This is a genomic window from Methanosarcina sp. WWM596 (assembly GCF_000969965.1).
Classification (GTDB): domain Archaea; phylum Halobacteriota; class Methanosarcinia; order Methanosarcinales; family Methanosarcinaceae; genus Methanosarcina.
In genome coordinates, this window is record NZ_CP009503.1 from 2101394 (window position 1) to 2122328 (window position 20935).

The 20935-nt window shown below is 45.0% G+C and carries 9 protein-coding genes; 4 read left to right on the forward strand and 5 right to left on the reverse strand.

From position 1 onward, the window contains the following. Positions 1 to 21: 21 nt before the first annotated feature. From brxL to MSWHS_RS09250, 3 genes are all read left to right on the forward strand, one after another. A complete protein-coding gene (brxL, locus tag MSWHS_RS09240) occupies positions 22 to 2070 on the forward strand; it encodes a protease Lon-related BREX system protein BrxL (protein WP_048158958.1) in 2049 nt (682 codons plus the stop codon). Between the two features lie 197 nt (positions 2071 to 2267). Next, a complete protein-coding gene (locus MSWHS_RS09245; protein ID WP_048127736.1) occupies positions 2268 to 3581 on the forward strand; it encodes an exonuclease SbcCD subunit D in 1314 nt (437 codons plus the stop codon). Continuing rightward, positions 3571 to 7446 carry an AAA family ATPase gene (locus tag MSWHS_RS09250; protein WP_048158959.1) on the forward strand — a complete coding sequence of 1292 codons (3876 nt, stop codon included), beginning with the start codon at positions 3571 to 3573 and terminating at the stop codon, positions 7444 to 7446. Before MSWHS_RS09245 ends, MSWHS_RS09250 begins: the two co-directional genes overlap by 11 nt. 260 nt (positions 7447 to 7706) lie before the next feature. On the opposite strand, the gene MSWHS_RS09255 is transcribed toward MSWHS_RS09250, so the two are convergent. From MSWHS_RS09255 to tnpA, 5 genes are all read right to left on the reverse strand, one after another. After that, complete coding sequence (locus MSWHS_RS09255) at positions 7707 to 11015, reverse strand: ATP-dependent helicase (RefSeq protein WP_048158960.1); 3309 nt, start codon at positions 11013 to 11015, stop codon at positions 7707 to 7709. A gap of 125 nt (positions 11016 to 11140) precedes the next feature. Further along, positions 11141 to 11380, reverse strand: a complete 240-nt coding sequence (locus tag MSWHS_RS09260) for a hypothetical protein (protein WP_048127729.1) — start codon at positions 11378 to 11380, stop codon at positions 11141 to 11143. A gap of 1013 nt (positions 11381 to 12393) precedes the next feature. Continuing rightward, a complete protein-coding gene (locus MSWHS_RS21985; protein WP_255350498.1) occupies positions 12394 to 12516 on the reverse strand; it encodes a hypothetical protein in 123 nt (40 codons plus the stop codon). A gap of 624 nt (positions 12517 to 13140) precedes the next feature. Continuing rightward, positions 13141 to 16908 carry a hydantoinase B/oxoprolinase family protein gene (locus MSWHS_RS09265; RefSeq protein ID WP_048158961.1) on the reverse strand — a complete coding sequence of 1256 codons (3768 nt, stop codon included), beginning with the start codon at positions 16906 to 16908 and terminating at the stop codon, positions 13141 to 13143. A gap of 618 nt (positions 16909 to 17526) precedes the next feature. Beyond that, on the reverse strand, positions 17527 to 17886 hold the full coding sequence (gene tnpA, locus MSWHS_RS09270) for an IS200/IS605 family transposase (protein ID WP_082088079.1): 360 nt from the start codon (positions 17884 to 17886) through the stop codon (positions 17527 to 17529). A gap of 472 nt (positions 17887 to 18358) precedes the next feature. Here tnpA and MSWHS_RS09275 point away from each other — a divergent pair, with 472 nt between their 5' ends. Further along, on the forward strand, positions 18359 to 20935 hold the full coding sequence (locus MSWHS_RS09275; RefSeq protein ID WP_048127725.1) for a hypothetical protein: 2577 nt from the start codon (positions 18359 to 18361) through the stop codon (positions 20933 to 20935).

The following is a 20935-nucleotide window of genomic DNA, read 5'->3' on the forward strand; positions in this document are numbered from 1 at the left end:
AGTTTTTAGGGACAGGATAAAATGGTTGAAGCAGATCTTGAAACAGTAAGCCTTGAAACAGACCGAAAATTAAATAAGTACTTCTCTGGCAGGGTTGTGAGAAAAGACCTTACAAAACTGCTGAAGATCGGGCACAACGTCCCTGTCTATGTACTGGAATACCTTCTAGGCTCGTACTGTGCGGATGATGACGAGGATGTAATTAGGGAAGGCGTCCAGATTGTCAAAAATATCCTGTCCCAGAACTATGTCCGACCTGATGAAGCTGAAAGGATCAAGTCAAGGATCAGGGAAACCGGTTATTACACGGTTATTGATAAAATCACGGTAACACTCAATGAAAGAAGGGATATCTACGAAGCTACTTTCTCCAACCTTGGGCTCAAAAGCATTGAGATTGACTCTGATTATGTAATAAAATACGACAAGCTTCTAGGCGGCGGGATCTGGTGCATGATTAAGATGGAGTACTCTACAGAATCAGCTTCTTCGCCATTCATCATCTCCAGCCTGAAACCTATCCAGATCCCTAATATGAACCTCCAGGAGATCCTGGTGGAAAGGAAGAACTTTACTAAAGATGAGTGGATCGACGTCCTGATGAGAAGCATTGGGATGGAACCCACCCAGCTTGAAACTCCCACAAAATGGCATATGATCGAAAGGCTCGTTCCTCTTGTCGAGAATAACTATAACCTCTGCGAACTCGGCCCGAAAAGCACAGGAAAATCTCACGTTTACAAGGAAATATCCCCAAACACCATTCTGATCTCCGGAGGGCAGACCACAGTTGCAAACCTCTTCTATAACATGTCCACCCGACAGGTGGGGCTTGTGGGGTTCTGGGATGTTGTGGCATTTGACGAAGTTGCAGGAATCCGTTTCAAAGACAAGGACGGAATACAGATCCTCAAAGACTACATGGCCTCCGGTTCTTTTGCAAGGGGAAAAGAGCAAAAGAATGCGAATGCGTCAATCGTCTTTGTTGGAAATGTTAACCAGAGTATAGAGTCCTTAATAAAGACTTCAAACCTTTTTTCCCCCTTCCCGGACGCCATGAACAGCGATACCGCCTTTTTTGACAGGATGCACTACTACATCCCTGGTTGGGAAATCCCTAAATTCAGGCCTGAACACTTTACAGACAGATATGGATTCATAGTTGACTATATTGCAGAATTCTTCAGGGAAATGAGAAAGCGGTCCTATGCCGACAACATAAACAGGTTCTTTAAACTCGGAAACAACCTGAACCAGCGTGATGTAATTGCCGTTAAAAAGACCTTCTCAGGCCTTATGAAACTCATCTACCCGGATGAAAATATCACCAGAGAGCAGGCACAGGAGATCCTTGAATACGCTCTCACAGGAAGAAGGCGTGTAAAAGAGCAGCTCAAGAAAATTGGGGGGATCGAGTTCTTTGATGTCAATTTCTCTTACATTGACAATGAAAACCTGAAAGAAGCTTTCGTGTCCGTTCCAGAAAGCGGCGGGAATAAAATAATCCCTTCAGGCATTACAAAACCCGGAGAAGCCTATGCTGTTGCAGCTACCGACTCCGGCAAGATCGGGATTTATAAGTTTGAAGTTCAGGTAATTGCTGGTTCGGGAAAATACGAAAAATCAGGCACAGGGTCAAATTCTCAGACCAAGGAATCCATAAAAACAGCTTTCAATTACTTCAAAGCCAACGCAAAATCCATAAGCCAGAGCATCTCTGTAAAAGAAAAAGACTATTTTTTGCATGTCCAGGACCTCTACGGAGTTGGCATGTCCGAAGAACTCGCCCTTGCAGCCTTCATAAGCCTCTGTTCAGGAGCATTGGAAAGGTCGCTTCAGGAACAGACCGCAATCCTCGGAAGTATGACAATCGGAGGCTCTGTAGGTGTACTTGAAAACCTTGCCGGTCTTTTGCAGGTCTGTCTTGATGCCGGGGCAAAAAGAGTAATGATTCCGATTTCTTCGGCAGGAAAAATTGCGACAGTACCGCCGGAATTATTTAGTAAATTCCAGATTTCTTTTTATGAGGACCCTATTGATGCTGTTTACAAATCTATGGCATTGATTTAATTTCATATCAAATCGAGACAGATTTGAGGTCATAGTAAACTCATATAGTTGAAGGTTTAAAATTTTATAGAATATTTATAAAATTGATTATTAATTTTAAACACTTGTTTCTGAAGCCTTCAAACCAAAATATTTAATTTGTTTTAAAATATACAGCTAAATGTATAAATTTTATATGTATGTTAGGGGTACCTCCAATGAAAAAAAGAGAACTGTCGGTTGATACTGATAGGAACGGGACTTTGAGTTTTGTCCATGCAGCTGATTTGCACCTTGACAGTCCATTTGTAGGAATTTCCGGGATTGATCAAGAGCTGGGAGAAAGGCTTGCAAAAGCTACTTTTCAGGCTTATGAAGCTATTATTGAGCTATGTATGGAAGAAGAAGTTGATTTTCTGCTCATTGCAGGGGACGTGTATGATAGTGCCGACAAGAGCCTCTATGCCCAGGTCAGGTTTATAGAGGGACTCCGAAAGCTTGAAACCGCCGGGATTCAGGTTTTTATCTGCCATGGGAACCATGATCCTCTTGACGGCTGGTCGGCAAGCCTGAAGTGGCCCGCAAACGTGCACACCATGAGGGGAGATAAAGCGGAAGTTGTGGAATTCAAAAAAGAAGGAGAAACGGCTGCTTTTGTTGTTGGAATGAGTTACCCTACCCGTCATATCATGAAAAACCTAGTGAAAGACTTCCCGAAAAAAGAGAATCACTGGCCGTTTACCATAGGGCTTCTCCACTGCAGCGTGGGAAGTTATCCTGAGCATGACCTTTACGCACCCTGTACCCTGCAGGATCTCAGGGAGCCTGGCTACGATTACTGGGCTCTTGGACACATCCATACTCCTTCCGTGGTTTGCAAGGAAGCTCCTGTTGTAATATATCCGGGCAACCCGCAGGGCAGGCATCCAGGCGAGACAGGAGCCAGAGGGTGCTGTCTTGTGAACGTTTCTTCCGGAGGGGTTATTTCTACAAAATTCATCGAGACCGACTCTGTCCGCTGGCATATAAGGGAAGTTTCCATAGAAGGCCTGGAAAAAGAAGGGGAACTGGTAGAAAGCCTTCAAAGCCAGCTTGACGAGATCAGGGAAAATTCAGGGGGAAGGTCTGCGATTTGCAGGCTGGTTCTCAGCGGAAGAGGACCTTTGCACAGCACTCTCAGGAAAGAGGGTTTTCTTGAAGATCTTCTCCATACGCTCAGGGAAGATGAAATCCGTAGCCGGCAGTTCACCTGGGTAGAACGCATTGAAAATGAAACACTCTTTCCAATAGAAAGAGAACTGCTTTTGAAAAGGGAGGACTTTGTGGGAGACCTGGTTAAAATCGTGGAGGGCTTAAAGACTGATGAAGAAGCCCTGGACGAGTTTCATGAAGTCCTTTTCCCTCTCTTTAAATCCGGCAGTGGGGGCAAATATATCTGCAAAATTGATGATGATGAAATGAAATCCCTGCTCCAGTGTGCTGAAAACATCCTGCTTGATGCCCTGCTCACGGAGGAAAAGCATGAAAATTGATGCCATTCATATCGACGGATTTGGCAAGTTTTCCAAGCTTTCGGTGGAAGACCTGCCTTCCGGCCTGGTCATATTAACAGGAGCAAATGAGGCAGGAAAATCAACATTATTCACTTTTATCCGGAGGATGTTTTTTGGCATCCCCAACACAAGGTGCAACCTCTATCCCCCACTTGAAGGAGGGCAGCATGGGGGAAGACTTGTTGTAATCGATTCTGAAAGGAAGCGCTGGGTCATAGAGAGAAACACAGGCCGAAAAGACGATGTAAAAGTCGTGCTTCCCAATGGGAATACCGGGAGCAAAACTGAACTTCTTAAACTCCTGGGTCATGCAGACAGGAACGTTTTTGAAAACATCTATGCTTTTGGCCTTGAAGAGTTGCAGAGTTTTGAGACCCTGAACGACCAGAGCATCAACAGCAAACTCTACAGTGCAGGCACAGGGGTCGGAGTCTCCATTCCGGAACTTATGAAGTCCATCAACAACATGGAAAGCAACCTGTATAAACCCAGGGGCAGAAAACCCCTTATTAATGAGCTACTAAGAAAAATCAGGAAGACCAATGACGAAATTGCCGAATTTGAAGAAGCCCAGAAAAAATACGATACCCTTCATCTCGAACTTGAACAGAGAAACCTGGAAATTGATCAGTTAAAAGAAAAGTCCCAGAATATACGGAAAAAATTAAACCACGTCCAGAACCTGCTTTCCGTATGGGACGACTGGAGAGCCCTGCAGGAGTCAAAAACTGACCTTGGAACTTTGCCCGAGCTTGGGAGTTTCCCTGAAAAAGGGGAAGAAAAGCTTGAAAGGCTCCTGGATAAAATTGAGGGAATAAGGGAAGATGTTTCACGGCTGGAGCAGGATCTGGAAAAAAATGCCGTTAACGAACGAAACCTTTCTCCGGACGAAAGCCTGCTCAGACAGAAAGATGCGGTGCTTGAACTTGAAAGCGGGCTTGGGAAATACAGGTCCGAAGTAAAAACGCTCCCGACCCTGGAAGCAAAGCTCAAGCAGGAAGAAGCCAGGCTTTCCGAGCTCCTCCTGGAACTGGGTCCGGACTGGGATGAAGAGGCTCTGAACCACTTTGACCGTTCAATCCCGGCAAAGGAAACCGTCATCAAGATGCGAAAGGCGGTAGAGGAAATTGAGGCTAAAATAAAGGAGATCCAAAACGAGCTCAAGCAGGTCCTCACCAGCATCGAACGGGTCCTTCAGGAAAAAGACGTCTTTGAAGAAAGCCTCCTGGTGTACAGGAACCAAGTAATCGAACTTGGAAATGGAATCGAGAAATATCGGGCTGATAAGAACTCCCTCCTTTCCGAAACCCGGGAAGTTCAGGCCAGAAAAGCCGAACTGAAGGAAACCCTTTTAGGGCTCGGGGAAGGCTGGGACGAAACTACCCTTGCCCGTTTCGAGCATTCGACCCCTTCAAAGGAAAACGTGCTTGCAAAGCGAAGGGAAATGGAAGAGACTGAAAAAACAATCGAAAGGTACCACGACAGACTCGAACTTGCCCTTGGGGAAATCGAAGAAGTCCGCGAGGAAATCGAAGCCCTGGAAGAAAAACTCGGGGCATACTCAAAGCTTCCCGACCCTGAAGAGGTAAAGCAGGGACTTGAAGCCATAAGCTACCTCAGGGTGAAGCAGCCTCTCCTAAGGGAAAAAGAAAACGAACTCAAAAACCTGGAAAAAGACCTGGAAAAAGAAGAGATGCTTTTTGCAGCCTTCAGGCCCCGAGAAACTGAACATGAGGAAGGGCTTCCCCTCTGGCCTGCAGAAATGCTCCTGCTTGCAGGCAGTATGGGCCTGATTTACGAGTACATAAACGGAGCCCTGCTCCCCGGGCTTGGCATATTTTTCCTCCTTTTTGCTACTTCTGCCATATACTTCCTGAAAGCCAGGAAAAAGCCCTCGAGTCAGCCGTCAAGTCCTCCTGCCGGCGAGGAGCGCCTGAAAGGGACCGAAGCCCGGAAACAAAAAGCACAGGACTCAAAGGAAAAGCTGTCCGGAGAGATTGCTACCCTGAAAGAATACATGAAAATCCAGGCAAAAAAGTGTGGGTTTGAAGACATTCCCGATTCCTCGGTTCGGGAACAGAAAGCCAATGAACTGCAGAGAGTCCTGCTTGATTTGAAAACTGCCGGGGAACTGCGCCAGGGAAAGGACAAGCTCCGGAAGAAGCTGGAGAAGTTAGATGCAGCTTACCAGGAACTTGAAGGTAAGCTGAAGTCTGGAGAGAAAAAGCAGGAAGAGGTTCGCCAGGAATGGAAAGAATGGCTTCTTTCTTCAGGGCTTGACCTGGAACTTTCTCCTGAGCATGTGCTTGAACACCTTTCCACGATCAAAGCCTGCCTGGAAAAGCAAAAAAGCGTTAAAGAGCTGGAAAAACAGGTGCAGATCAGGGTAGCTGCTGTTAAAAAGTACGAAGAAAAAGCCCTTGGCGTTCTGGAAGCCTGCGAAAGACCTGTTTCGGGAATCACACTTGACAGTGAAATAGCAAAGCTCAGGGAGGATGTAAGTTTTGCATATAACCAGGCTGAAAGGATGAGGACCCTTGAACTTGAATCCGAAAGCCTTGAGCACAAAAAAGAAGAGCTCGAAGCCCGACTCCTTGAGGAAAGAACGCAAAGGGACGCCCTCTCCGAAAAGTGGACTCTCTGGCTTGGAGATTACGGGCTTGATCCCTCACTTTCTGTAGAAAGCGTGCTTGAAATCTTCTCGGTAATCAGGACCTGCTTTGATAGGCAGCGGACGATCCGGAGCCTTGAGGAACAGATAGCTTCCGGCAAAACTTCGATAGAAGCCTATGAAGCAAAGGTTGCCGGGGTCCTGCAGGAATGCAGATGTCCGTTTTTCGGGCTTTCTTTCGATACCCAGGTTGAAAAACTTCGTTCGAACCTTGAAGAGGCATCCGAGGAGGCAAGGAAACTGGAGCAGCTGAAAATGAGGTCAAAAGAACTCAAGATCGAAGTTCAGGCAGCCCGGGAAAAGTCTGAAACTGCTGAAAAAGAGCTTGCAGTTCTTCTTGAGTCCGGCTCTGCAGCAACAGAAGAAGAGTTCCGTGAAAATGCACGGCACTGGGCTCAGCGGACCGAGCTAGAAAACAAGGTAAGGGAAGCTGAACAGCAGATCCGAAGGGTTTCCGGGGACGGGGAAAAGTATAAGCTTTTCGTAGAAGAACTTCAAGCCTTAGACCCCCCAAGCCTGGAAGAAAAAAAACGCAGGCTGGAGGAATGCCTGGAAACCCTTGAACAGGAGACCTCCGAGAACATGGACAGACGTGGAGCGATAGGAAACCAGATCGAACAGCTCGAACACGGAAGTGAAGGTTCCCTGGCAAGGGTAATGCAGGAAAGCCTTCTGGGAGACCTTCACGAAAAGTCAAGGGAATGGGCATCCCTGGTCCTTGCCCGGAAAGTCCTTGCCAAAGCAATCGAAGTCTATGAAAAAGAAAGGCAGCCCGCAGTCATCGTGGAAGCCCAGGCCTTTTTCACAAAGGTCACTGGAGGCAGGTACACGCGGATTTATTCTCCGCTCAACTCTTCCGAGATTTACGTTGAAGACCGGGAAGGCCGCCAGAAGAGCGTCCAGGAACTCAGCCGGGGAACAGCTGAACAGCTTTATCTCTCCCTGCGTTTCGGTTTTATAAGGGAATTCGGGAGGCATTCGGAATCTCTTCCTGTCGTTTTTGATGACGTGCTGGTAAACTTTGACCCCGAACGCTGCAAAAGCACCTGTGAAGCCATAAAGGACCTTGTCCCGGGCAACCAGCTCTTTTATTTCACCTGCCACCCCGAAACCGTAGAAATTCTTGCAGGAAGGTTCCCGGAAGCCCGGATTGTAGACCTTGATGCGGTGTAATAAGGGAGTTGAAGCATAAAATAGTCAGACTAAAAGAATTAAAACTAAAACGTTTATGTATAAATTGTCGTGAAGCCCTTTAATCTGGGAACCGGATTCCAATTCCGGTTCCTGGTTTTTAGATATCACCTGGTTTTTATCTTATGTACTTTATATCAGATTTCAGGATTACATTGTAAGCAAATCCTCTGAATCTACAGTTCTCAACTTGCCGTATATTTCAGAAAAAGTCATTCTACCAGCTCATTTTTTAATTGACCTTACAGATTAACACCATCACAATACAACCTGAACCCACACCCCTTGCAGATTTCAGGATCCTCTGTCTCCTTAAACCCATGCTCAAAATCATGGGCAATATTTCGTGCAGTTTGGACCATAGCGTCAATTGCCCTACTGTCAAGGGGACTTACCCGGCCTTCAGTGCTGCCGTACTTTCCATCCTCCTGCAACTCAAAAACGCGAGGTTTTTCCAGAGCTAGCATATCAAGCGTGAGCCTCTTCACCCGATATTCCGGATGCATGTGTTCAAAACCTTTTGCGTAAAGCAGAAGCTGTCTTGAACGGTCTTCGGGGCTTACATCATATTTTCCGGTTTTGTAATCGATAATTTCAACCTCTTTTGTGGAGGGGTCAAGCAAATCGATCCGGTCGATCTTTCCCCTGAAAACAAATCCTTCGATAGGAACACTAAACCATTTTTCAACCATGAGATTATTTGAAATCCGGTCTTTATTTCGGAGCCAGAATACTTCAAAAAGAGGAAAAGTTGATTCCAGATCCACATACATCCATTCAGGCTTTTTATGAAGATTTTCAACTATCTTGTAGAGTGCCTGCTTTTCCGAAACTTTTTCTTTAACTGCAATCTCTAGCACCTCATGCACGAAACTTCCCTTTGCCATGACTCCTGTCGAATCTTCGTTCTTTCGGCTTGGCATGCGCAGGATTTCCTGTAATTCATACTGTCTCGGACAGTTTTCGTACAACTTCAAAGTGGAAAAGCTGAACCCAAACGCCTCCGGATTGAATCTCAAGCCGTTGCTTCTGGTCTCCACTTTTGAGAGGATCTCTCCTGCTTTTTCAGTCGGATCTACAAGGTCCCATTTTTGCTTCAATTCTTCTAGATAGTTTCCACATCCACCATCTCTTAGAGCCCTGTAGACCATCAAGTAGTGTACAGCTTCTTCAAGATCCTTATCAAGAGCCTCAATAAGCAGTCGAACACATTTGTTTTTCTCTCTTTCAAGCTCGTTGTCCTTTACAAGACCTGCGGTTTTAACCTCAAGGTCTTTCCGATAAGACAGGCTCAACTCATCAAAAGCGATTTCCTTTTCCATATCACCTTTTGTCCTATCAGCTGTATCGGTGTTTATATCCCGCCAGTGGTCATACCCGATTTCCATTAGAAACTCAGAGGGTTCTTTCTCCTTACCACCATATTCCAGAGAAAGAGTTAGTATAAGGTCTTCTTTTGCTCTTGTAAAGGCTACATAGCAGAGCCTGCGTTCCTCTTCGAGCTTGATCTCTTTTTTCCGCTCACGGATTGCCTTTTCAAGTGCGGTTTTGCTCAGGCCCATTGAAAATAGATCCCTGTACTGGTTCATCATTTCCAGTGGAATCAGGGGTTCCTGCCCGCCCCTGAATAGAGGAAATTTGTCCTTTGCCATGCTGGTCACAAAAACGACCCTGAATTCGAGTCCCTTTGCTGCATGGATACTCATTAGGCTTACAGCATCATCCTCCCTGATCTTTGCCGATGCAGGGTTGCCTCCCATTTCGTCCAGAATCTCCAGATAATCAATGAAGCCAAAAAGCTCTCTGTTGTAGAATTGTTCATAATTCTTTGCCATTTCGTGCAGGTTTCTCAGGTTCAGGAAAGCTTCCCTGGCTTTCAGCGTATCCAGCCTATTAAGGTGCCTCATAAGCCCACTGTGATCATAAATTTCAAGCAAAAGATCAGAAACATCCAGCAGGTTTTTCTCACCAAGGACCCTGATTGTTTCTTTAACCTTTCCAATAGTATTGCACCCATTTTCACTTAATCTGATCTCATCAAGATGATGGTAGATAGCTTCCTGAAAAGAAATCTTGTTTTTCTTGATGAACTCCCCTATCTGAACGGAGTCACGGTTCTCCAGGCCATTATTGTAATGAAAGAGCCGCCACCAGGCCTCCGTTCCTCTGGGAGTCGGGTCCGTGAGGTTATTTAATATATAGAGATAGGAAAGCACTGTTTTGATTTCGGGCTGTTTTAGATAATCAGCATCGTCTTTCACAACTACAGGTATTTCCCGCCTCTGGAGCGCCTGCCTGATCTGCCTACCCTGGTTATGGGTTCGATAAAGGACTGCAATTTCGTTTAGGGGAATGCCCTTTTCGATATAAGATTCGATCTGCTCGACGACTTTTCTTGCTTCTTCCCCTTCGTCTTTTGTTTCCTGGATGACGACGTTTCTGCCTTTGTTATTGTTGCAGTTTTTGAGGAGAATGCACTCGCTTTTCCGGTCTTCGGGATAATTCTGTGAGATCAGCTTGTGAGCGACCCTTAGGATTTTGTTCGTGGACCTGAAACTCACATCTAGAGACACTATATCCTTTTCTGAAATTCCGAATTGCTTTTTAAAATCCTCTATATTGTTTGAGTACGCTCCCCGAAAAGCGTAGATACTCTGGTTCGCATCCGCAACAACCGTGATATTTTGCTCCCGTGCGGTCAGGTGCTTAATAAGTTCGAACTGCACGTAGTTAGTGTCCTGGAACTCGTCCACAATGATGTGAGTATAGGTATCGTTAAGCTCTGCTGTGCCGCAGGTATTCAAGAACTCAAGGGCAATCCGGTTGAGATCTCCGTAATCAAGGCAATTTAGGGCTCTCTTTTTTTCTTCATATGTTACCCAGGCGTGGGTGAAATCAGCATATTTTCGGTATTCCTCATAAAGTCCAATGAAGTCCTGCCAGTTTTTCTTTTCATTTTTCAGGGCTTTTTGCTGGCTTTTATCCTTTAAATGAAACGTGTTCAAGTTGATCTTACATTCGGTATAAAACTGCTCCAATCTGCTTTCTTCAGCAAACTCAAGCAGGGATTCCTTCTTTGTTTCAAGATAAGCTTTGAACTCATCAATCGAAATGTTGAGGTCCTTTGCCTTTGCAATTGTGCTGGAATATAAAGCTGCATTTCTCGGACTGGTGCCCAGTTCCTTATAAAGCAGGATAGCTGAATCAATATCCTCAAAAATAGTAAACTGCTCCGAAACTCCACACTTTTCAGAATTATCTCTTATCAATTCGGCACAGAAAGCATGAAAAGTACTCACTTTCACATCTGTTCCCTGCCCGAGAAGCTCATGGATTTTCTTTTCCATATTTCTGGCGGCTTCCCTTGAAAAAGTAAGGGCAAGGATCTTTTCCGGTTTAACTCTCTGTACTTTGATCATGCAGGCGATTTTGCTGGTGATTGTTGTGGTCTTGCCTGTACCTGCCCCTGCAAGGATTAAGAGAGGACCCGAAGTGTGTTCAACTGCGTCTATTTGCTTGGAAGTGAGGGTTGCGAGGAGTTTTTCTAACATGGGAATACCCTAAGACAGTTCACTTTATTTTGTGTGCCAGAAAGCGAGACATATATAAAAAATAGCCTCTTTTTAGAAGAAAAATGCCTGCCTATTCAGAATTTTTAACCGTCAATCCAGTCAGATCACATTTTATTAGAGTTTTGCTTATTAGTTATTTTAATTAGTTTTTTTATTTTAGTAATAAGGTAAAATGTCCTTGCTTTCGCCCTATTCAAAATTATTTCATATGCACAAGGTATTATGGAAATTGCACCTTTGTCCCTCTCGCCAGGAGTACAATCAGGATTTACGCTGGCACCTTTTAAGAAGCATTGGATCCTTGTCTCAGTGCTAACCCCAATGCCACACTTTCTAAGTTCCATTGCATAATCTTTTACTTGTCTCTATTTATCATTACCAATTTCCCATTTACCCTTTTTAAGTTCAACGACTAAAACCTTATTAAGCTCATTGACTTCGCTTCTTTTATCGAAAGTAAAACTAGTATGTACTGATACAGAACCATTTGGTAAGACAACAAAGTCTTATTTCCTATTGGGAGCTTTAAAAGAATTAGAACCTGTAGATTAAGTGTAAAATAAGCATGTTTTGTTGAGAGAGGATTTACTCAATTTTTAAATGATTATTTATATTAAGAAACAGTCATTCTGTCACTTTTATATGGTCTGTTATTATATATATAATTTTATTCATACATTCTGGCAATCAAATTTGTTCCTCTCCAAATGACAATCAGTAACAAGCATTATTTCTAAAAAAAGTTGCCAGGGAAGTATCAGGGGTGGATGAAAAGTTTGATTGGAGAATTATACACTCTAATCTTGAAACGTTCACCTTTTCTATGCAAAAAGAAAATAATAAGAAATGTAAAACCATGGAGGTAAATGATATGTGGAGATATGGAAACGGCTGGGGGCACTGGGGCTACTGGTGTCGCTGGGGTCACTGCGGTGGCCGGGGCGGCCAGAGGCATTGGGGTCGCTGGCACTAACCTTAACATCTAGCCAGCAACTAAGTCTAAGACAGCAAATTAACCTAAAAAAAGTATAAAGCTATCTTTTCAAGACATTGAGGTAGATTCCTGGTAAACTGTCTTGAATTGATGGCTATAAATTTTGATACTTATTAATATCTTCCGGGGTCACCAGTCATTAGCCCCTGGAAATTAACGGCAATCGATTCAAAACCAAAAAGTAATAAAAAACCTCAAAAATACATTACTCGATTCATGACCATTCGATTCATGACCATTCGATTCATGACCATTCGATTCATGACCATTCGATTCATGACCATTCAATACTCTTGATTCATAAGAATTACAGTGAAATTGCTCAAAAGCCACAAGAAAAAATGGCTGCTGCAGAAAAAGTGATTATGCTCTTGCAAGCGTTGTAAGTAATCTCTTCCTATCCAGGAGCACTTCTTCAAGAGTCCTCAGGAAATCCTCATGATCCTCAAATGTAAGATATGCCTCACGATATGTCTCTTTTTCCATGTTAAAACCTCACCTGCACCTTAAGTCTTTCTCTGTATTCCTCAATTACTTCTTCCCACGCTTTCCGGAATGTTTCAGAAAATTAGTTAAGAAGTAGTTAGTAGGGTTTTGAGTCCCGAGCCCTATTCTCAGGTTCCTACCTGTATCCAACCCAAAGATTAAGAGGAAACCCTATTACTCTTAATCTATACTTCTATAATGTCTCAGAGATATATATCATAATTGATGCGAAAGATTGTTTCTGATTTGATATTTTTATATAATCAAATGGTTATGTTATATCAAAAATTTTAATGGTATTAAAATAAAACACATGAAACTATTTTTCACTTAAAAACAAATTTTTATATAAAAAATTGAAAATGATTTATCAAATTATTAGATGCTGGTGTTAGGAAATGGAGTTGGGAAATAGAGTTGGTGCATCATCAAAATAAAAGATACCCTGGAATAAAAATAAAAGACACCCCGGGGGCGCTGATCCGTCTTCGAATCAATTTGCTTGGGGGAGCATAATATTCGAAGAGACTGTATGGGGGATACAGTAAATGCAGCGTCTTCAGGCTTCTTCTACATTACTTATGCTGGGAATTCTTTATTGAGTCTTATTCAATTCTAGTATATTCACTTTAGATCTGATACATTTCTGTTCCTACTTTTCTGTTCTTTTTTCTCCTGTTTGTGCTTCTCACCATATCCTCCTCCACCCGGCGTCTCGATAACAAAAACATCTCCGTTTTTAAGCTTAATTTCTGCCTGTCCCCCAACCTCCATAACCCTGCCGTCCCTGCGGATTAGCGTGTTCTTTCCGCACTCACCGGGCATGCCGCCATTTAGCCCGAAGGGCGGGAGTTTCCTGTGGCTTGAGAGAACAGCAGCATGCATGTCCTTCAGGAACCTGATTTTTCGGATAACCCCATTTCCACCCCTGAATTTCCCCTCTCCTCCACTTTCCTGCCGGATGGAAAAATCCTCCAGAAAAACCGGGAACCTTGTTTCAAGGATTTCAGGGTCGGTAATTCTCGAGTTGGTCATGTGAGTATGGACAGCATCTGTCCCTGAAAATCCTGGGCCTGCTCCTGCTCCTCCGCAGATGGTTTCATAGTACTGGAAATCCGAATTTCCAAAGGTGAAATTATTCATGGTACCCTGAGAAGCAGCCATTGTACCAAGAGCTCCGAAAAGAGCATCAACAATGTACTGCGAAGTTTCAACATTGCCTGCAACAACTGCTGCAGGATATTCTGGCTTGAGCATGGAACCCTCAGGGATAATAATTTCAAGCGGCCTTAAACAACCTGCATTAAGAGGGATATCACTTTTTACAAGCGTCCGGAAAGTATAGAGGACAGCAGCCAGACAGACCGAGGCAGGGGCATTGAAATTATTTGAAAGCTGAGGGGAAGTACCCGTAAAATCGATCCTTGCACCCCGGTGCTTGCGGTCAATGGTGACCTTCACTTTAATGGCACTTCCGTCATCGAGCATGTAGGTGAATTCTCCGTTGGAAAGCCTGTCAATAACTCTTCTTACAGCCTCTTCAGCGTTATCCTGCACATGGTTCATGTAAGCTTCAACGGTTTCGAGGGAGAATTCTTCAACCATCCTGCGCAGTTCCTGCAGCCCTTTTTCATTTGCAGCTACCTGGGCCCGGAGGTCTGCCATATTTTGGTTCGGGTTTCTTGCAGGGTATTTCCCCGAGTTTAACCAGACCCTCAGCTTTTCTTCACAGAAATGACTCTGTTTGACTATTTTCATGCCTTCGCTGAGCACCCCTTCTTCTTCAATGGTCCTGCTGCCCGGAGGCACTGAGCCTGGGTTTATCCCTCCTACGTCGGCATGGTGACCCCGGGAAGCCAGATAAAACAGGACATCTCCGGAACTGCCAAACATCGGAGTGACAACCGTGATGTCCGGGAGATGAGTCCCTCCGTGGTACGGGGAGTTAATCAGGTAGACATCCCCTGCCTGCATTTCCTGAAACTGTGTTCGAATAAGGGATTTTACGCATTCCCCCATGGAACCCAGGTGCACGGGGATGTGAGGGGCGTTTGCTATAAGGTTTCCATACCTGTCAAAAATAGCACAGGAGAAGTCCAGCCTTTCTTTTATGTTTACCGAGTAGGCTGTGTTCTGCAGGGTATAGCCCATCTGCTCGGCAACGGACATGAACCTGTTGTTGAAAATCTCGAGCATTACAGGGTCAGCTTCTGTCCCTATGGCGGTGTGGGTCGGGAGAGGAATCTTACGATGCAGGAGAAGATGATCGCGTTTCGTTATCTCTCCTTCCCAGCCGGGTTCGATAATAATGGTCGTATTTTTCTCGATAAAAATCGCAGGTCCGCTTATGCAGGTTCCCGGTTTGAGTTCCTGTCTCTGGAAAACAGGAGTCTCATGGAATTCCCCATAGCTGTACATTTGAACCACCAAGACGGGAGAAAAGGCAGGGTTTGTTTCGGTTTTCAGTAAAGGGTCCAAAACTCTCTCAGTAATCCCTATGATTTCCACGGAAACGGCTTCAATAACCATGGCTTTACCCTCTATCACAAACCCGAAGCGTTTCTTGTGCGCTTCTTCAAAGCCGCGTCTGAGGGCGTCCTTATCTGCAAAATCCACAGCTAACTGCGTATCCGAACCCGCATAACGCATATGGGCTTTAAAGAGCACAGCAATGCAGTCTTCCTGCACTCCCTGTTCCAGCATCATCAGGCGGCTGTCATTTTCAAGCCTGGCAAAGACTGTTTTCAATTCCTCTATCAGCCCGTCGGAAAGTTCTGCTCCCACATAACTCTCTTTTATCAGCCTCTGGTCTGCAAGCCCCATCCCGTATGCTGAGAGCACCCCTGCATAAGGGTGGATGAAGATCCTTTTGACCCCGAGGCTGTCTGCAACCCTGCAGGCGTGCTGGGCACCGGCTCCTCCGAAGCAGCATAGGGTATATTCTTTTATGTTGTATCCCCGCTGGACCGAGATTTTCTTTATGGCATTTGCCATATTCTCGACTGCGACTGAAAGAAAACCTTCTGCTACCTGCTCTGGAGTCCGTACACTGCCTCCACTTACAGCCTCTTTTTCAGAAACTTCTTTTGCAATCTCTGAAAATTTCCGACGTACGATTTCGGAGTCAAGGGGCTGGTCCCCATCGGGTCCGAACATCTTCGGGAACAATTCGGGCTGCAATTTCCCAAGCATGACATTGCAGTCGGTAACCGTAAGGGGTCCACCTTTTCGGTAAGATGCCGGTCCGGGGTCTGATCCAGCAGAATCCGGGCCTACCCTGAACCTGCTTCCTTCGTAGTGAAGTATGGAACCCCCGCCTGCAGCTACGGTATGGATGCGCATCATAGGAGAACGCAGGCGAACACCTGCAATCTCGGTTTCAAGACTGCGCTCGTATTCCCCACTGTACTGAGCCACATCAGTGGAAGTCCCCCCCATATCAAAAGTGATGACCTTTTTTGCTCCTGCCATTTCCGAAGTTGCAACTGCCCCCACAATTCCACCTGCCGGTCCGGAGAGAATGCAATCTTTGCCCTGAAAAGTGTCCGCACCTATAAGCCCGCCGCTGGACTGCATAAACATGAGTCTTGGAGTGTTTTTTCCCCTGTATTTTTCTTCAGGATTTTTTTCTTCCGGACTTCCTTCCTTTTCGCTTTCTTTTTCTTCTATTTCAGCCCCTCTTTCTTCCAGAGTTTTCTGGATCATATCAATGTACCTGCGGAGTACCGGAGAAAGATAGGCATCCACAACAGTAGTTTCTCCCCTGCTCACGAGTTTTATCAAAGGGCTCGCCTGATGGGAAAGGGACACCTGTGTAAACCCTATCTCCCGTGCAAGCCTGCCTAGTTTGAGTTCATGTTCAGGATACCTGTAGGCATGCATGAGTACAATTGCAGCTGAGCGAATCCCGGCTTTGTAGGCTGCTTCAAGCTCTTTTTTAGCACTTTCGAGGTCCAGAACTACAAGTTCTTTTCCATCGGCTCTGAACCTTCCGGAAACTTCGATGACTCTTTCATACAGCTGGTCAGGAAGTTCGATCTTCTGAGCAAAAATATCCGGACGGTTCTGGTATCCTATCCTTAAAGCGTCTCCAAACCCTTTCGTTATTGCAAGAACAGTCCGTTCTCCTTTTCGTTCAAGGAGGGCATTTGTGCCAACGGTTGTGCCCATCTTTACGGCTTCGATCAGTTCCGCAGGCAAGGAAGCATCTTTTGGAAGCCCGAGGATCTGGCGGATCCCGTGCATGGCTGCATCTTTATAATGAGCAGGGTCTTCGGAAAGGAGCTTGTGTGTGATCAGTTTTCCGTCAGGGCTGCGGGCTACGAGATCAGTAAACGTGCCTCCGCGGTCTATCCAGAACTGCCAGCGGGCTTTTTGGGGTTGGGAAAACATGAGATGAATATAATTGTGTAAGTAATATTAATTCTTAATTCAACAGGAGCCTGTCTTGCATCAACCGAAGGCAACAGGAAGTCCACAAAAGTCTGAAGTTGATGTACTGACCCGGGTTGGATATGATACCGATTCAATTAAGAGTCAGGTAAAGGGTTGATTTGTGATATTTAAGTATAGAAACTTCGGGTCCTCACCGCCCGCTTACGGGCGGTCTTTCCAGTAAAAATTTGTAATAACTTATATGGCAACCCTCTTTCCCGTTTTATATTGCAAACATATCGAAACAAAAGGTCAGATTTGAACAGTAAAGTAGCTACCTGCATTAGATATTTAATATATATTTAACGGCGAATAATATTAAATAAACCTGTTTCCAAAGGAATAAACGTCAAATATTAAGGATTCTTTTTTAATTTAATAAAATAATTAATCTGACAATGTCAAGTTAAGTGAAGTTTTGGTTTGAATATCAAATCCAATGGAACGGCAGAGTCAGATGGAATTATTTCTGCTATGGTATGAACGGCTCCGGGTTCATGAAATATTCCATCGACCGTTTATATGAAGAAGCGTAAAACCCCTGAGTCTTTAGCTCAGGGGATATAAGCGTCAACTTCAACCCTGATTCCGTATGTAATATTCTGCCGCCTCTTTACTAACATTTCCGATAATAGACGCAAAATAACCATCACTCCATAACGTATTCTCACCCCAATAATACTTTTTCAGATATTCTTTTTGAGTTTTCCATAACCTGTTAGTATATTCTTGTTTCAATTTTCTGACAATTGACAAAACGCTAACTTTCGGCTCACTCTTGATCAAGAAATGAATATGGTCTTTGTCAGTTTCCATTTCAAGGATTTCAAAGTTAGACTCTTTTGAAATGTCAATCATAATCTGTTTGAGTTCTTCGCTAATTGGTTCAAGTATGACTTTTTGGTATTTGCAAACAAAAGCTGAGTGGTAGTTCACCTTATATCTTTCACAGACCCCGTTTTTTCGAAAAAAAACCTTCTTTTCACTACCGCCGGAGCTTTGCCGGATACACGAACAGGTACTGAAAAGAAAAATTTGAAAAGAATTGAAAGAAACAAAAGGTTAATCCTCCCGGACCCAGAGTCATTTTTACCGCTGTTCACATTAAAATTTCTTAAGCATATCGCGTAGCATTTAATCCTTTTTTTGCCCGAATCTTTCAAATATACTTACTGAAAAACTTTAATAATTTGGAATACTATATATAAAAATAATGTTAATGTGGAGTCCGGACAGTGGGAAAAGAAAGCAAAACGGTATAAAATGATTTTCTCAATGACAACTTTATTTTTTTGGGATTTCACCAAAAAACGTTTAGCAGGCATTAACGGCTGTAGATCTTGATTTAGTAGGCAAGGCTGCAAAAAAGGCAGTATATATGAAAGTTAGTAGTGTCGGAAGTGATTCTTTGACAGCTAAAAGAACAATATCAATAGAAAAGCCCTTAATCGCACTTGAAGACGTGGATCCCGCGGATGAAAAAAAGATCCTTGAGTTTTTGAATACCGTTGAGAACGCAGAGGAAATTGCAAAAATCGTAGAATTTCCCGACGAACCCGATATCGGGATAAAAGTTGCTGAAAAAATACTTACAAAAAAAAATAAGATCGGAAGTTTCAGTAATCTCAAAGAAGTTATGAATGTTAAGGGAGTGGGTCCAAAGAGGTTCACTGAGCTGGTATCCGCCGTTTCAGGCAAATATGAGGTCGCTGAAACGGAGAGGACTTACTTTAAGTACCTGACCGCGATAAACCCCAATTATTTCGGGAACCTGAAAGAAAGTTCATTAAAAGCTGTAAAGGTGATGGCAAATAAGACCACCTATGAAGAACTGAAATGTGTGGGTTTTAACCCCAGGTTCGAACGGATGGAAGCCGTAATACATATCAAAAAGTCTTCCGGTTACGGTGGCAATCTCTGTTCCGGCGGGACCCCCGAATATATCCGCTTCTATGTGGACTGGGACGATACGGACACATGGGAGGACCTTGGGGTGGTCAGCTTCAAGGCTTACAATATACCCGGAAACAAACCCCTGGAATATGCTGTAAGCATCCCTCTTGATGCTAAGAAGAAGTGGTGCATAAAAGAAAACATTCCGAAAGTACGGGCAATCCTGTCCTGGAACAACTCTCCTCCTGCTGAAACCCCGGATTTTGTACCGGTATGGGGGAATTCACTCGATGCATATATCCAGATAGATGCCCTCAGGTTTGTTCTCATAAAAGATGTTCTTGAACTGGAAGCGGTCAACATCCCGGAGAATATCCTGGAGCTTGTGGACCTTGAGAAAGAAATTACCTTCAAGGAACCTGAAAAGCTTGGCTTGCCAAAACTTCTCCAGCTATACAAAGACAAAGAAGTACCCGGACAGAGGTTCGGATTTTCACAGATCAAGAACCTGCTCGGTAAGGATACGCTTTCCCTCGGGCAAAAGGTTGCGGAAAAATCCGGCAAAAGTGTCATTGCCGCCAGCACCGTATCCCTGCATGACACCCTGATCGATTCAGGGTTTGAGCTCTCTGTAGTACCTGGCATAATTGAGGGACTCGTGCCGATATCCTCAGGGGACACGACATACGAGGAGCTGAAATGCATCGGCCTGAACGCGAACCTGGAAGAGCTAGCCGGTGTAATCGAACTCAAGAAGTCAAATGGCTATTCCGGAGGCCTGTGCACCGCCGGAAGTGAGGAGTATGTGGCGTTCTGGGCAGACTGGGGAGACGGAGACGGCTGGACATATGTGGGAACCTCAGTGGTGAATGTGCACGATATCAAAAATACCCCTTCGGGGAAACTGCAGTACTCCGTGTTTTTGCCCGTGAACCTCACAGGCCGCCACAAGCCCTGCAGTGAGGGAGCAAAAATTGTTAAGGTCCGTGCAATCCTTTCATGGGAAGTGGCACCACCTGCATGGGACCCGAACTATATTCCCAGATGGGGTAACCGCAGGGATACGCTTATGCATATACCTCCAGGCCCGACCGTCGAGGAAGGGGACCACACGCCTTACATCTCAATTGTCGGCAACATGGGGATCGAGGACATCGACAGCTCAACCGGGCTTGCTACCGGTACCGGAGTAATGGCTGCTTTCACCGCAAACGAAAGCCCGTTCGGCGGGGTGGTGACCATCTGCGGACATATTGCATTCCCGCCAAATACCTTCACAGGAAGCGGGACGAGCGTAATGCCCCTCAAGTACAGGGTGTTCGTACGCCGCAGCCTTCCGGGCGAACCCTGGCAACAGCTGACCAATTCCTTCAACGTCAAACTTGTGGACCAGGTGGGTTCCAGTTTCACCGGCCCCTATAACCACACACAGAAGCTTGATTCCGACGGATATTACACATATCTTGAAGATCTGGAAGGAAACGAAAGGCGTTTTGTGGAAGGCTTTGTACTGGCAAAGTGGATTACGAGCGCTCCCATGGATGGGTTGTGGGAGATTTGTATGGAAGCCTTCGACCCCATGACATTGATAACATATCCGGCACTGAATGCGGATGGGACTGACCAGATCATAAGGGTTATGATTGATAATACATGGCCGATACCTGACCTGAGCATTACCGGGTACATCCGGGATGGAGTTACAAATCCGGCAGAGGGATGTGGAGCTTTCAGACAGGGAGATATCATCCACGGCACCTACAGTATGAAAAACAACTATATCCGCAGTTTCTACCTCAGGGCCGAACCTTTGAACCCGGCGGATGGCGGAGAGTTGTGTGTCCAGCCAGGCACTACCCCCTGTACGGCAAGCTCGGGTTGGAGCACCCCTCCCTCGGTAACCCGGACTTATCCGTCTCCAGTCGTTTCCACCACCGGAGAAGAAGGTGTATGGTCACTGAAGACCGAAGAAATGGACCCCTGCGGTTACATCATGAGGTTGTACGGGTCTGACAGGACCATCATCAACAGCGGCTCTATTGGACATTACAGCGGAAAAAGCGTTGGATTCTGCCTGTTGAAAAAAAGCTGA